The 15,645-nt window shown below is 48.2% G+C and carries 12 protein-coding genes and 1 riboswitch; all 12 genes read left to right on the top strand.

What is annotated here, in order from left to right; translation table 11 throughout:
- Window positions 1-153: 153 nt before the first annotated feature.
- The 12 genes from V6C27_01750 (at window position 154) to V6C27_01695 (ending at window position 15,501) form a co-directional block, all read left to right on the top strand.
- Window positions 154-2,340 carry a S8 family serine peptidase gene (locus V6C27_01750; GenBank protein ID MEG6615151.1) on the top strand — a complete coding sequence of 729 codons (2,187 nt, stop codon included), beginning with the start codon at window positions 154-156 and terminating at the stop codon, window positions 2,338-2,340.
- A gap of 114 nt (window positions 2,341-2,454) precedes the next feature.
- Window positions 2,455-4,020, top strand: a complete 1,566-nt coding sequence (gene murJ, locus V6C27_01745) for a murein biosynthesis integral membrane protein MurJ (protein MEG6615150.1) — start codon at window positions 2,455-2,457, stop codon at window positions 4,018-4,020.
- A 259-nt stretch (window positions 4,021-4,279) separates the two neighbouring features.
- Complete coding sequence (locus V6C27_01740; GenBank protein ID MEG6615149.1) at window positions 4,280-4,510, top strand: YlmC/YmxH family sporulation protein; 231 nt, start codon at window positions 4,280-4,282, stop codon at window positions 4,508-4,510.
- A 104-nt stretch (window positions 4,511-4,614) separates the two neighbouring features.
- Window positions 4,615-4,716: riboswitch (SAM riboswitch) on the top strand.
- An 82-nt stretch (window positions 4,717-4,798) separates the two neighbouring features.
- The gene (gene metK / locus V6C27_01735; GenBank protein MEG6615148.1) at window positions 4,799-5,986 is read left to right on the top strand and encodes a methionine adenosyltransferase; all 1,188 of its coding nucleotides are present in this window, start codon (window positions 4,799-4,801) and stop codon (window positions 5,984-5,986) included.
- Between the two features lie 440 nt (window positions 5,987-6,426).
- Window positions 6,427-6,729 carry a hypothetical protein gene (locus V6C27_01730; GenBank protein MEG6615147.1) on the top strand — a complete coding sequence of 101 codons (303 nt, stop codon included), beginning with the start codon at window positions 6,427-6,429 and terminating at the stop codon, window positions 6,727-6,729.
- Between the two features lie 30 nt (window positions 6,730-6,759).
- Complete coding sequence (locus tag V6C27_01725) at window positions 6,760-7,944, top strand: GAF domain-containing protein (GenBank protein MEG6615146.1); 1,185 nt, start codon at window positions 6,760-6,762, stop codon at window positions 7,942-7,944.
- A 287-nt stretch (window positions 7,945-8,231) separates the two neighbouring features.
- Window positions 8,232-8,945: a ComF family protein gene (locus V6C27_01720; GenBank protein ID MEG6615145.1), complete on the top strand. Its 714-nt coding sequence runs from the start codon at window positions 8,232-8,234 to the stop codon at window positions 8,943-8,945.
- 315 nt (window positions 8,946-9,260) lie between these two features.
- Entirely contained in the window at window positions 9,261-9,785 is a 525-nt protein-coding gene (raiA, locus tag V6C27_01715; GenBank protein ID MEG6615144.1) for a ribosome-associated translation inhibitor RaiA, read from the top strand.
- 111 nt (window positions 9,786-9,896) lie between these two features.
- Window positions 9,897-12,551: a preprotein translocase subunit SecA gene (gene secA / locus V6C27_01710; protein MEG6615143.1), complete on the top strand. Its 2,655-nt coding sequence runs from the start codon at window positions 9,897-9,899 to the stop codon at window positions 12,549-12,551.
- Window positions 12,552-12,563: 12 nt separating this feature from the next.
- Window positions 12,564-13,680 (top strand): peptide chain release factor 2 gene (gene prfB / locus V6C27_01705; GenBank protein ID MEG6615142.1). Its coding sequence is split into 2 segments (ribosomal slippage): window positions 12,564-12,632 and window positions 12,634-13,680, totalling 1,116 coding nucleotides; the frame shifts between segments, so codons are not numbered across the junction.
- Window positions 13,681-13,816: 136 nt separating this feature from the next.
- Window positions 13,817-14,662, top strand: a complete 846-nt coding sequence (locus V6C27_01700) for a YitT family protein (GenBank protein MEG6615141.1) — start codon at window positions 13,817-13,819, stop codon at window positions 14,660-14,662.
- Between the two features lie 20 nt (window positions 14,663-14,682).
- Entirely contained in the window at window positions 14,683-15,501 is an 819-nt protein-coding gene (locus tag V6C27_01695; GenBank protein MEG6615140.1) for a transketolase, read from the top strand.
- Window positions 15,502-15,645 lie beyond the last annotated feature (144 nt).

Here is a 15,645-nt window from a genome sequence, read left to right as displayed (position 1 = left end):
AAAAATTAACCCCAAAAATAGTAAAAAAAGGCACCAATGGTGCCTTTTTTCTGTTAAAGATTAAAGGAGATACCCTTAAAGTGTCGAAAAAAACAATAGTACAATATATATACGAAATAAATACCGAAAAAGTTCCACTAATTGAGGTGCAAAATGAATTTTTCCCTAAGAAATAAATTTTTGGTTACCACAACAGCATTGGTTCTTAGCATAAATTCATTAGTATTCAGCAACGCTACCCTGGCCAACAATCTATCGGCCACCGCCATGGGGGTGCCGTTGGTGTTGCAGGGCGAATTTGGTGAAAATACCTTTGGCTTAACCGGTAAAGGACAAGTGGTGGGCGTAGCGGATAACGGCTTAGGCACCGGGGTCTTTGAGGAGATACACCCGGATTTAATTGATCGCATCGTCGGCATAAAGAATTACAGTGATGATGGTTGGGACGACCCTTCGGGGCACGGCACCCATATTGCCGCCACCATTGTGGGCAGCGGCGAAAAGTCTGACGGCCACTTTAAAGGCATTGCCACCGGTGCAGAGTTGTATTTTCAAGCCACCTACGACGGTAATACCGGCAGTTTAAAGTTGCCCGAGATGTATCAGTTATTGCAGGATGCCTACGAAAATGAGGTGCGGATTCACTCCAACAGTTGGGGTTTTGACGCCAATTCTGGTCAATATGATGATGCCGCCCATTCGTTGGACAAGTTTGTTTGGGAGCACCGAGACATGGTGGTGCTAAAATCTGCCGGTAACGGGGCCACCTATGTCAGTTCACCGGGGGCAGCGAAAAATGCCATTACGGTGGGAGCCACCGAAAGTCCCCGGGGCATTGATGAAGATTCCGATAACCCCAAACAGGTGGCGGCCTTTAGTGGCTTTGGCACCTCCGATGGCAGAATTAAGCCAGATTTAGTGGCACCGGGAACCTGGATTATGTCGGCATCCCGCGCCGATGAAAGTTTCTATCAATATCAATCCGGCACCAGCATGGCCACCGCATTGGCCACCGGTGCTGCTGCTTTGGTGAGACAGTATTTGGAAGAAGTAAAACAGCTTCAGCCCTCGGCCGCCATGGTGAAGGCGGCCTTAATCCACGGAGCCCGGGAACTGCCGGGAGAACCCCGGGTAAAGCAGGGCTTTGGCATGATTGATGTACAGGCTACCGTGATGGCTTTGGAAGACGAGGCCACCGGGTATCGTGATAATGTCAAGATGAAGCATGGTGAAAAATATAGCTTTGAAGTTAAGTCTGATGGCCAGTCGCCATTGGCGGTGACGGTGGTTTGGAGCGATTACCCCCAGCGCGCCAGGGTGGCCAATGGGTTGGTCAACGATTTGGATTTACAAATGGTGGATCCCGATGGCAGGGTGTTTTGGGGCAATAACACCATTGGCGGTGACAAGAAGAATAACGTGGAAGTGATTCGCATCAATAACCCCCAAAGCGGTACTTACACCATCACCGTCAAGGGGGCGAAAATTGTCCAGAGTCCCCAGCCCTTTAGCATTATCTACGGTGATGTGCCCCACCGGGGCACCATTAAAAATGCCACCAGTGCCCCAGTGTTGGAAACAGAGCACAAGACATTGGAGATTGATCCCGAAACCAAAGTGAAATTGGTCAAGGACAACAAACTGCAGCGGGATGTGGCCATCGGGGATTTGCCAACGGGAACCGATGCCTACTATTATCCGCAAAATGATTATCGGATACTGGAACAATTTGAGGCCATGTATGATTTGGCCTATACCACGTTGACCAAACGGCTGTTGGCAGCCAAGCCCAAGGCCTATCCAGACACCAAGGGCCACTGGGCAGAACAGGTAATTACCAGCATGTCTAACCAGAAGGTGATTGGTGGTTTTGGTGACGGCACCTTTCGGCCGGATCAAACGGTTACCCGGGCCCAGTTTGCCTCTATGCTGGTGCGGGCATTGAAATTGGTGGACGAGCCCGGAGAAGCCAAAACCTTTAGGGATGTGGCCAACGGGGCGTGGTACCAAGGGGCAGTGGGGGCTGCCGTTAAGGCCGGACTGGTGGTGGGTTATACTGAACACACCTTTGGCCCCAACGATCCCATCACCCGGGAACAAATGACGGTGATGATCGCCCGAGTGGTCAGTGGGGGTCATATCCCTTACAGTTCAGAAGATCGCGCGTTGGACATATACCGAGATTTGGATCAGATCAGCCTTTGGGCCCAACCATCCATCGCCTATATGGTGGACAAAGGGGTGATCAGTGGTCGGGCGGCCAATGTTTTTGCCCCCCAGGGCACGGCCACCCGGGCCGAGGCAGTGGCGGTAATCCAGCGCATGTTAGATTTACTGTAACTAGTTGACTATTTAAATATTTTAGCGGCAGAAGGATAAATGTAAAATATCCAGAATACTAATCTGTTGTTAGTCAAGACTATAATCATAAGAGAAACAGAAGGTGTTGTTCAATTGTCTACAGGAAAAATTATTGCCAGAGCCGCTATTGTTATTTTGGTGATTAACCTAACCTCGAAAATCTTGGGTTTTTTTCGGGATATGGTGATCGCCTATCAATTTGGCGCCACCGGTGCCACTGATGCTTATTTAGTTGCTTACACCATTCCCTACGTGTTGATGAATATTTTGGCGCTGGCGCTATCCACCGTGGTGGTGCCGGTTTTCAGCGAATATGAATCCCAGGGCAGACGGGATGAGGCCTGGAAGCTATTTTCCACCGTTACCAATTTGACCGCCTTGGCTTTCGCTGTGTTGGTGGCCATGGGCCTGTTGGGGACGCCCTGGTTGGTTAAAATAATTGGCCCGGGTTTGGCCCCGGAAGTGGCTGCTTTAACCGAAGAATTGACCCGGATTATGTTGCCGTTGCTGGTGTTTAACGGTGTGTCCACACTGTTTAACGGGTTGCTAAATGCCAACAACATTTTTGCCGTTCCGGCCCTCAGCACTGTCATTGCCAATACCACTGTCATTGTGTCCACTTTGACGTTGGGTAACGTGATGGGTATTCAAGGGGTGGCCATTGGTACGGTGTTGGGTGTGCTCTTTGCCGCGCTGTTTCAACTGCCATCACTTTGGCGGTCCGGCTTTAAATATCGGTTTAGTTTTGATTGGCGGGACCCGGGAGTACAAAAGGTAATGTCGCTAATGTTACCGGTGACCTTAGGGGTGTCCATCAACCAAATTTATATTGTCATTGACCGCATGTTGGCTTCGGGTTTGGCCGAAGGCAGTATATCGGCATTAAACTATGCCAATAAGTTAATTTTATTGCCACTGGGCTTGTTTGTGATGGCCATTGGCACCGCCTTTTACCCCACTTTGACCAAACAGGCGGTGGATCCCAAGGCTGGGGATATGGCCACCACGTTGCAACGGGCCTTTAGGGCGGTGGTGATGTTGTCCATTCCGGCCGGGGTGGGTTTAATGGTGTTGCGCTACCCCATTGTGCAACTGCTATTTGAGCGGGGGGAATTTGATGCCCACGCCACCGCAATGACTGCCTATGCGCTGCTGTTATTTAGCATTGGTTTGGTGGGTCAGTCGGCCAATGTAATTTTAACCAGGGGCTTTTACGCTTTGCAGGATACCCGCACTCCGGTGAAACTGACTTTGATCACCGTGGTGATTAACTTAATCTTTAGCCTGCTATTAATTGGCAAACTACAACACGGTGGTTTAGCGCTGGCCAACTCCATTGCCGCTTTAACCAACACGCTGATGTTGTCGTGGTTTTTGTCCCGCCGGGTGAAAAAGCTTTGGGATCGGCAAATGGTGCGCTTTGGTATCCAAGTGTTGGCCGCCTCTGGCCTAATGGCGGTGGTGGCCCACTACGTCAACGGATTTGCCGCGGCCATCTTTGCCGGCTATGGCACCATTGGTTTAGCCATCCAAGTGGCGCTGGCCATATCCGCCGGTATTTTGGCCTACATTTTAGCCGCCATCGGGCTGCGCATTGACGAAACCAAGTTAATATTTACCTACGGCAAAAAGTTTTTAGTGAAACTAAAACGAGCGTAAACATGAATTAAACAGCAAACTAATGTTTAACGCAGAATGTAGGGGCTCAATTCATTGAGCCCACCAAAGCAACATTTGCCTTTAGAGTGCAACTTTATTACTATGGGTAACTGTTGCGTTTTGCGGGATCGATGAATCGAACCCCTACAAAAAGCGTTGCATGCGATAATGCATGTAATTCAAAATTCCTAATTCATAATTGCCCCAATGTAACCCTTTGCAACACAGCAGCATATTTTGGGGTAAGGGGGGTTACATCATGTATAAGGTCACCGATTTGACGAAACGGGATATCGTTAACATAAAGGATGGCTCAAAACTGGGGGCGGTCACCGACATGCACTTCGATTTAAACACTGGCAGAATTACCGCCTTGGTTGTGGCCCAGTCCCGCAAAATGGGCCTGTTAAGGGCCGGTAAAGACATTGTCATCCCGTGGGATCGCATTGTTAAATTTGGGGTGCACACCGTTTTGGTGGATATCGATTAGGTTGTAAAATAAAACAGGTTACAAAATAAAATATATTTTGACAACGTTAACAACCTTTGCTAATATATAATTCGAATCAGGAAAAAATAAAAATTGAAAATTTTATCTCATCAAGAGAGGTGGAGGGACTGGCCCAATGAAACCCGGCAACCTGTGTTTAAGGTGCCAATTCCAGCGCAACCGTTATGGTTGGCGAGAGATGAGGAGAAGCTAACCACCTCTCCTTGGGAGAGGTTTTTGTTTTTTATGGGACCAGCACAAGGCAATTTAATTAAGGAGGCTTATACATTGGCAAGAATGCTTTTTACTTCGGAATCAGTTACTGAGGGTCACCCAGATAAAGTGGCCGACCAAATTTCCGATGCTATTTTGGACGATATTCTCTCCAAAGATCCCCAGGCCAGAGTGGCATGCGAGACCTTTGTTACCACCGGTTTAGTGATGGTGGGTGGAGAGATTACCACTGACTGTTATGTGGACATCCCTAAGATTGTAAGAAAAACTGTTTTAGAGATTGGCTATACCCGGGCTAAATTTGGCTTTGACGGCGATACCTGTGCGGTGTTAACTGCCATTGACGAGCAATCCCCTGATATTGCCCAAGGGGTTGACCAAGCCCTAGAGGTGCGGAGTCAATCCGATGGGGATCGGGAACTGGACTTAACCGGTGCCGGGGATCAAGGCATGATGTTTGGCTATGCCACCAACGAAACCCCAGAACTGATGCCAATGCCCATTTCCTTAGCGCACAAAATGGCACAAAAATTGGCGGAAGTTCGCAAGAGTGAAGAGTTGGACTACCTGCGCCCCGATGGCAAAACCCAGGTGACCGTTGAATATGAGGACGGCAAGCCGGTGCGCATTGATACCGTGGTGGTTTCCACCCAACATCACCCAGAAGTTGACCACCAAACCATCAGCACAGATATTATCAATAAAGTAATTTTACCGGTACTACCTAAAGAACTGGTGGATGATAAAATTAGATACCTGATTAATCCCACCGGCAAGTTCGTTGTGGGTGGTCCCCACGGAGATACCGGCTTAACCGGCCGTAAAATTATTGTGGACACCTACGGTGGTTACGCCAGACATGGTGGTGGTGCCTTCTCCGGCAAAGATCCCACCAAGGTGGACCGCTCGGCAGCCTATGCCGCCCGGTATGTGGCTAAAAACATTGTGGCCGCCGGCCTGGCAGAACGTTGTGAAATTCAACTGGCCTACGCCATTGGGGTGGCCCGTCCGGTATCTATTATGGTGGATACCTTTGGCACCGGCAAAGTGTCCGAGGACAAACTGGTGGAATTGATCAACAAGCATTTCGATCTGAGACCAGCCGCCATCATCCGGGACCTAAACCTACGGCAACCCATTTACCGCCAAGTGGCTGCCTACGGTCACTTCGGCCGCCCAGATTTAAAACTGCCCTGGGAACGCACCGACAAAGCAGAAGCCCTTAAAGCAGAAGCACTGTAAAAGGGCAATTATGAATTTTGAATTATGAATTATGCACGAACCAGCCTCCATTTGGGGCTGGTTTGTTTGGCTTTTGAAAAACCCATTGATGCAATGATAATTAATGTTTTTGATTAACCTTGTTATTGTAGGGGCTCAATTCATTGAGCCCACAAGTAATGTTTGCTGTTAGAGCAAAATGTTTTACCATGGGCAAAAGTTGCGTTAACGGGCTTGATGAATCAAGCCCCTACAAAAGGCAAAAGACAAAAGGCCATAAACTGCCGGAATCAGGCAACGTAATTCTAAAATGACAAGACAATCCAATTCAAAATTCAAAATTCTTAATTCCTGTTTTCACCGTTCATAAAATTGTAATCCCAAAAACAATTGTTTCGGCAAAACCCCTTTGCACAATCACAAACCCCGCCGCATATTCTGCATTAAAGGGGGATGCAACAATGACTATTTTGGGCTATATCGGGGCGGCCTTTGGTTGCTGGGTGCTGTGGATATTGTGGAAATATCGCAATGTCAACGCTGTGGGTGAAATGCCACTGGTGAAGATTATATTGCAGAACCAAGCAGAGCAGCTGGAGGGCTTGGTGCGCTGGCTGTGCCGTCGGCACCCCGATGTGCGGTTGGTGCTGGTGGATGTGGGCAGCACTGACGATACGCCGGCAATTTTGCGGCGGCTGTCTGTCCGGTATGGTTTTTGTTTTGAAACAGAAGGGAAAAGGTATAATCCTGCTGGTGTCGAATAAAAACAACAGAAAGATAAGGGTGGTGATGCCGTGCGCTGGCGTGGGTTTTATGTATTATTTGTTTTGTTTGTGCTTGGTGCTGGTACATATGTGTTGGTGGATCTGTTCCCTGGTTTGGATATTGATTGGGGCCGGGAACTGGTAGTGATGACAGCGCTAATAATTTTGGCCGAATGGTTCGCGGTCTCCTTTCCCCAGGGACTGGTTTCCGGGGGATTTGCGGTGGTTTTTGCCACCTTTTTGATCTATGGCGGTGAAGAAGCGGTCTATGTGGTGGGGTTATCGATATTAATTGGACAAGGCATTGCCAACCGCGGCAACCCGTTGCGCACCACGTTATTTAACGGAGCCCAGTACATTATTTCCGCCTGGGTAGCGGTTTGTTTGTATACACTTATTGGTGGTTCACCCACCGATCGCAGTCCGTTGGACAACATTATGCCTTTACTGGCCTTTATTGGCGGTTATTACGCCGCTAACCATTTGCTAACCTACATCTATCAGTTGCCCCGCATCAGCCTTTACCCGGATATCACCAGAACGGACGTCCTAAAGTGGGATGCCCTCACCTATTTATTTACCGTCCCCATTGGCTTAATTATGGCCCTGCTGTACGATACCATTGGTGTCACTGGGGTGGTGTTGCTGTTTATACCGGTGCTGGCCATTCAGTTTATTCTGCGACTTTACGTGGACTTGGAATTGGTTAACCGAAAATTGACGGTGCTGTATAAAATATCCAGTAGGCTGGCCATTACCGACCTGGATAAACTGATGGACTTGATCCTAAAGGAATTTCGACGTTTAGCCAATTACCACACTGGCATCTTTTACCTGTGGCGGGAGGACAAGGGCTACTTTGAGCCGGTGGTGGTAAACAGTACCTATGCCCATCAACTGAAGAAGATCTATGTCTATCCCGGCGAAGGTTTTGTGGGTCGGGTGGCGGAAAGTTTTGAACCGGTGTTAATAGAAGACACCCGCAAGGATCAGGTTTTGCGCAGAGAACCAGGATTATCCCAGGTGATGCGCTCGCTAATGGCGGTGCCGCTGGTGTCTGCCAATGGCGTGGTGGGGGTGATTGTTTTGGGCAGTAAACGGGTCCATGGTTTTGACCACCAACAGCTAAATAGCTTAAACATCATTGGTTCCCAAGCTGCCCTGGCGGTAAACAACGCCATTTTATCCGATAGAATTAGGTTATTTTTTAGATAAAATACGAACTTTTAATTATGAATTAGAAATTTTGAATGAAGAAAGGGTTTGGCCAAGGCCGAACCCATAAATTTAATAACCCAACTATAGATGTGATGTAGGAGCTCAATTCATTGAGCCCACAAGCACCGTTTGTTTATAGGCAAATATGTGGGTTATGTGCAAAGGTTGCGTTTTACGGGATCGATAAATCGAACCCCTACAAAAGCATACATGTAATGATGAATGTATATATGTCTAATTAATTCAAAATTCATAATTAGCGTAGCGTAAAAGGGTGGTTTTACATGAAACTGCTGGAATCCCTATTAAACCTGTTGTTTCCACCAAAGGAGACTTGCCCTTTGTGTGGTGACAAATCTGCCGAGAACAAAATTTGTGCTGACTGTGGGCTGTGGTTGACTAAATGTCGGCAACAGCCCTTTTGTTATCGCTGTGGGCGGCCCAGTGTTGGTCAGGTGTGCGAGGACTGTATTAATAAAGAGCGGCCCTTTTTGCTGGCTCGGGCGGTGGCGCCCTACCAAGGGCCAATGCGGCAGGCGGTGCATCGCTTTAAATATCAGGGTAAACAACAATTGGCGGCACCTTTGGGTAAACTAATGTTGCAGCGCATTGCCGCTGAACCGCTGTACCACCATTGTGACTTGGTGGTGCCAATACCGATGGCCAAAACCAAAGAGCGGTTGCGGGGTTACAACCAGGCCCTGCTGTTGGCCCAAGTGGTGGCGGCGGGTTTGACTTTGCCCTGCCGCCAGGTACTGATTAAAGTTAGGGATACCGTGCCCCAAGCAAACCTTAACCGGCGGCAAAGGGAGTTGAACTTACAAGAAGTGTTACAATTAAAAAATAATGGGAATATTAAAGGCAGAAGGGTGCTGTTAATTGACGACGTCATCACCACATGCGCCACTGTTTCAACAGCCGCCGCGGTGTTGCGACAGGGTGGCGCCACAGAGGTGTTGGTGTTAACTTTGGCGGCTACGCCAAATATCGCAAAATAGTGCAAATAAGCCCGCGTTCTCTGACAAAAATTGTGCCAATTAATTTCAAAATTTTACAAATAATTAATAGACCGTTAAAGTTACTCACATCAAAAGTGCTGATTTTACTGGTTATCAACAGAGTTATGCACATTATCCACAGAAAATTAATCACAACAGCAAGTTGATAAATTTTTTTTTCGACATGGCATTTTGCAAATGCTGTCGAGTATAATATTCTTAACCTTCTCATAACATTTTCCTTGGAAACAGCAGGATATTGTTAATATGTGGGGAATAATATAATTATACTCTGGCGAAGGGAGTGGTAATTAGATGAATATTATTGTACGCGGAAAAAACATTGAAGTAACACAGGCGCTAAGGGAACATGCAGAAAGACGCATTGGTAAGCTGGAGAAATACCTGGACGGCATGGGTGATGCCATTGTAACCCTAACGGTGGAAAAGGACTTTCAAAGGGTTGAGGTCACCATCCCCATTAACGGTATGATTTTAAGGGGTGAAGAAGCCACCATAGATATGTACATGTCCATTGATATGGTGGTAGACAAGTTAGAAAAGCAAATTGAAAAATATAAAGGCAAAATAATGGAAAGAAGATCCCGGGGTGCCAACGGCAAAGTGGCAGCGGCAACCAAGGCAGCAGAAGATGGCCCGCGGGTGGTGAAAACCAAACGGTTTGCCATTAAACCAATGGATGTCGATGAAGCAGTATTGCAAATGAATTTGCTGGGCCATAGTTTCTTCGTTTTCTTTAACGCTGAAACCGAACAGGTAAACGTGGTTTACAAGCGGAAAGATGGCAACTACGGCTTGATAGAACAGGAATTTGAGTAATAAATTACCCGCCTTGAAGTTAAAAACTATTAATGGTAAAATAAATCGGTAATGTTATATAAGGAGGAACCTGATAAAGGTTCCTCCCTTTCAATGTGAGGAGGATACCCGATGCTGAAATTTTTGAAAGGGCTATTTGATGACAATACCCGGGAAATCAAAAAGCTGGAGCGGGTGGTACAAAATATTAATGGTTTGGAACCTCAAATGCAGTCATTGTCAGATGAAGAGCTGAAGGGAAAAACCGTTGAATTTAAAGGCCGCTTGGAAGCAGGGGAAACATTAGACGACATCTTGCCCGAAGCATTTGCTGTGGTTAGAGAAGCATCGTCACGGGTGTTGGGCATGCGTCATTATGATGTCCAGCTGATGGGTGGTATTGTGCTGCATCAGGGTCGCATTGCCGAGATGAAAACCGGTGAAGGTAAAACGCTGGTGGCCACTTTGCCGGTCTATCTTAACGCACTAACTGGTAAAGGTGTGCATGTAATTACCGTTAACGATTATTTGGCTCGCCGTGACAGTGAACTTATGGGGCAGCTTTATCGCTTTTTAGGATTATCAGTGGGCTTAATTATCCACGGATTACCATGGGAGCAACGCAGACAAGCTTATTATAGTGATATTACATATGGAACTAACAATGAGTTTGGTTTTGATTATCTGCGGGACAACATGGCTATGCATCCCGATCAAATGGTGCAACGGGAGTTAAACTTTGCCATTGTGGACGAAGTGGACAGTATTTTAATTGACGAGGCCCGGACACCGTTAATTATTTCCGGACAGGCGGATAAGCCCACCAAGCTTTATTACACCATGGCGAAGGTTGTGCCCCGGCTAAAGGCCGAAGAGGACTATGCCGTTGACGAAAAGGCCAACACAGTGAACCTCACCGAAGAGGGCGCCGCCAAAGTAGAAGAAATGTTAAAGATAGAGAACCTATATGATGACCAAAACCTGGAATTAAACCACTATTTAAACCAAGCTTTACGGGCCCATGCGCTGATGAAGCGGGACCGGGACTATGTGGTTAAGGATGGCCAAGTGGTGATTGTTGACCAGTTCACCGGTCGTTTGATGTTTGGTCGCCGTTACAGTGACGGGTTGCACCAATCCATCGAGGCCAAGGAACGGGTGAAGATCGAAAAGGAATCCCAAACATTGGCCACCATCAGTTTCCAAAACTACTTCCGCATGTACAAAAAGTTGTCCGGTATGACCGGTACTGCCCTTACCGAGCAGGAAGAATTTATTAATATTTACCGCATGGATGTGGTGGTTATTCCCACCAATAAGCCGATGATTCGGAAAGATAATGCCGATGTGGTTTATAAGAATGAGGCCTCTAAATTCAGAGCGGTGGTGGAAGAAATTGCCCAGTGCCATCAAAAGGGACAACCGGTGCTGGTGGGTACTGTCACCATTGAAAAGTCAGAAATTCTCTCCCGGATGCTGAAAAAGCGCGGTATAGCACATAACGTGTTGAATGCTAAAAACCACGAAAAAGAGGCGGAGATTATCGCCCAAGCTGGTCGCTATGGTGCGGTTACCATTGCCACCAACATGGCCGGTCGCGGTACCGACATCATTCTGGGGGGTAACCCGGAATTCTTGGCCCAGGCTGAAATGCGCAGCCGCCACAAAGAGGACATTGATTTAGTACAAATTTTGGAAGATCCCGAATATAAAGAATTAGTCAAAAAATATAAGGCCGAAACGGAAAAGGAACACCAACAGGTGGTGGCCGTCGGTGGTCTGCACGTAATTGGTACCGAACGGCACGAGAGTCGCCGCATTGATAACCAGTTGCGGGGTAGATCCGGCCGTCAGGGGGACCCCGGTTCCAGCCGGTTTTATGTGTCCTTAGAAGACCCCTTGATGCGGCTGTTTGGCTCAGATAACATTTCCGGCATTATGGAAAAACTGGGTTTGGAAGAGGATGTGCCCATTGAAAACGCCATCGTCACTAAATCCATCGAAACTGCCCAAAAACGGGTGGAAAGCCGCAACTTCAGTATTCGTAAGTATGTGCTGCAGTTTGACGATGTGATGAACCAACAGCGGGAGGTTATTTATGACCAACGCCGCCGGGTATTGGTTGGGGAAAACATGCAACAAACTGTGCAGGATATGATTAGACAATGTGTAGATGGTCTGGTAAACACCTATTGCCCCGAAGGGGTATACCCAGAGGAGTGGGATCGGGAGAACCTACTGCTACAAATGCAGCAATTTGCTCCCAACCATAACGTCACGCTGGAACAAATTGCCGATATTGACATGCCCCGGGAGGAAATTGCCGACCTGCTGAAGGAAAAGGCACTGGCGGCTTACGCTGAGCGGGAGCAAGCACTGGGTGCAGATACCCTGCGGGAAATTGAGCGCATGATTATTTTGCGGGTTGTGGATGAAAAGTGGATGGATCACTTGGATGCCATGGACCAATTGCGTGAAGGCATCGGGCTGCGGGGTTACGGTCAAAAGAATCCCGTTACCGAGTATAAATTTGAAGGTTATGAAATGTTCCAAAACATGATTGACAGCATCCAGGAAGAAGTGGTGCGTTATCTCTATCGGGTGAGACTGCCCCAGGAGGCGCAACCACAGCAACGCACCAACATTGTGGAAAACCGCTATCAGGATGAGGAAAAGGAAGCTAAGAAACAACCGGTGCGCAATGAAGAGACCGTTGGTCGCAATGACCCATGTCCCTGCGGCAGCGGTAAGAAGTATAAGAAGTGTTGTGGAAAAGATAAAGAATAAGGGGTTATGCTGATGTATCCGGAACTAAAGCGGGATATCAAGGCCCTGGAAAATCGCTTGGCAGATTTGAGGGTTTCCCTTTGACATCGCTAACAAACAAATTGAGATAAGTAAGTTGGAGCAGCAGATGCTGGCGCCAGGCTTTTGGGATGACCAAAGTGAGGCCCAAAGGGTGAGCCAAAAACTGGCCAATTTAAAGGACCAAGTGGCTAGCTTTGGGCAGTTGCAACAACAGTACGAAGATGTGTTGGTACTGGTGGAATTGGGCGAAGAGGAGCGGGACCAGAGTGTTTACGCCGAAGCCCAAGAAAGTTACCAACAATTGCTGCAACAACTGGCAGATAAAGAACTGGAAGTGTTGTTGTCCGGCAAATATGACCGGGGTAACGCCATCATTTCATTGCACGCCGGGGCCGGCGGCACCGAAGCCCAGGATTGGGTGGAAATGCTGTTGCGCATGTACACCCGGTGGGCGGAAGACCATCAATACAAAGTGGAAATTTTAGATATGCTGCCTGGGGACGAGGCGGGGGTAAAAAGTGCCACGGTGGAAATTGTCGGTCCCAATGCCTACGGTTACATGAAATCGGAAAAGGGCGTGCACCGGTTGGTGCGCATCTCTCCCTTTGATACCGGTGGGCGCCGCCACACTTCCTTTGCCTCGGTGGATGTGATGCCCGATGCCGACGACGATGTGGAAATTGAAATTCGAGATGAAGACTTAAAGGTTGATACCTTTCGGGCCAGCGGTGCCGGTGGTCAGCATATCAATAAAACCGATTCTGCGGTGCGGATGACCCATATTCCCACCGGCATTGTGGTGTCGTGCCAAAATGAGCGGTCGCAGATTTCCAACCGCAACGCCGCCATGAAAATGCTGAAGGCCAAACTGTTGGACTTGGAACTGAAGAAAAAGGAACAGGAGTTGGCGGAACTGCGGGGTGAACACCAGGACATCGCCTGGGGCAGCCAAATCCGTTCTTACGTCTTCCACCCTTACAGCATGGTGAAGGACCACCGCACCAATGCCGAAACTGGTAATGTGGAACAGGTAATGGACGGCAAAATAGATCTGTTCATCAGTGCCTACCTCAAGGAACAAGCACGTCAGGCCCAAGGGGCCAATTAATGCCACAGGGGGGTTCCCCTTGTGGCATTTTAGTTGTTTGTTATTGTATAAAATAATGGCGAACAAAGCAGGATTTCTGAATTAGGGTACAGAATTTGGGAATTATAACCTTAAGTGTTGATGGGGTGGTTAGTTAATGCTTAGGGTTGTATTGAGATATATTGGGGTGTTGGCGGGCGTATTGCTCACCGCCCTGGGGCTGGATTTATTTCTGGTGCCCAATAAGATTGCCGCCGGTGGTGTCAGTGGTATTGCCACTATTTTACACCACTTGTTTCATGTGCCGGTGGGCATGACCATGTTGGCCTTTGATTTGCCGCTGTTTATCATTGCCTTTATCCGCATGGGCATGGGGTTTGGTCTGCGGTCGCTATTTGGCAGCGTGACTTTGGCCATCAGCATTGACCTTTTGGCCCCCTATTTACCGGTACCCACCGAAGATTTATTACTGGCCAGCATTTTTGGGGGCGTGGTTACCGGGCTGGGCTTAGGATTGGTTTTTCGCAACCAAGGTTCCACTGGAGGCACCGACATGGCGGCGGCCATTATCCGTTCCTATACCGGTATGAACGTTGGCCAACTGTTGTTTATGGTGGATGCCACGGTGGTGTTGGCGGCGGGGCTGGCCTTTCAGTCGTGGGAATTGGCCATGTATGCGCTCATCACCATCTTTATTACTTCCAAAGTAATTGATCTAGTGCAGGAGGGCTTTTCTTATGCCAAGGCCTTCTTTATCATCACCTCGGAACCCCGGCTGGTTGCCGAGGTCATTATAAAGGAAATGGATCGCGGAGCCACCTGTTGGCAGGCCCAGGGAATGTTTACCGGCGGTCAGCGTCATGTGCTATTGTCGGTGGTGGCCCGCCAGGAAACAACCAAGCTGAAACAAATTATTCATCAAGCTGATCCCAAGGCCTTTGTGGTGCTGACCGATGTCCACGAAGTGCTGGGAGAAGGCTTTAAACCAATTACTACAAAATAGATTAGTTGGAGGGAACAAACATGAGTGAAGAAAGACTGCAACAACTGCAGTCCATAGCCAAAGTCATTCGCCGGGATATTGTAACCATGTTAGGCGAGGCTGGCTCTGGTCACCCCGGTGGTTCACTATCCGCTACGGATATTGTGACCGCTCTGTATTTTGCTGTGATGAGAATTAACCCCGATGAACCCAAATGGGCTGACAGAGATAGATTTGTGTTAAGTAAGGGCCATGCAGCACCGGTACTTTACGCCGCACTGGCTGAGCGGGGCTACTTTGAGCCGGCTCATTTAAAGACGTTGCGCAAATTGGGCAGTAAACTGCAGGGACACCCAGATATGAACAAAGTGCCTGGGGTTGATATGTCCACCGGTTCGTTGGGACAGGGTTTATCTGCCGCCAACGGCATGGCACTGGCGGGAAAATTGGATCAAAAGGATTACCGGGTTTATGTGCTGTTGGGCGATGGCGAAGCACAGGAGGGTCAAGTGTGGGAAGCCGCCATGCTGGCCGGTCACTACAAATTGGACAACCTCACTGCCTTTTTAGACCACAATAAAATGCAAATAGATGGGCCCATTGAGGATGTAATGTCACCGGAACCGCTGGCCGACAAGTGGCGCTCCTTTGGCTGGCATGTAATTGAAATTGACGGCCACAACATGGAACAAATTTTGAACGCAGTGGCTGAAGCCCAGCAAACCAAAGGCAAACCAACCATGATTTTAGCCCAAACCGTCAAAGGTAAAGGGGTGTCCTTCATGGAAAACCAAGTGGGCTGGCACGGCAAAGCCCCCAGCGCTGAACAAGTGGAACAAGCGTTGCAAGAACTGGCGTAAAGGCAATTGTGAATTAGGAATTATGAATTTTGAATGTAGCTTACACCAGGCTTCGGGTAAATAATTTACGTGGTCTGGTTTTTGTAGGGGCTTGATTCATCAAGCCCACCAAGCAACGTTTGTTCTTGTACAATACTTTTTACT

This window comes from Peptococcaceae bacterium 1198_IL3148, assembly GCA_036763105.1.
Lineage (GTDB): Bacteria > Bacillota > Desulfotomaculia > Desulfotomaculales > Desulfohalotomaculaceae > JBAIYS01.
The sequence above is the reverse complement of the archived record's forward strand: the minus strand, read 5'-3'. Positions and strand labels throughout refer to the sequence as shown.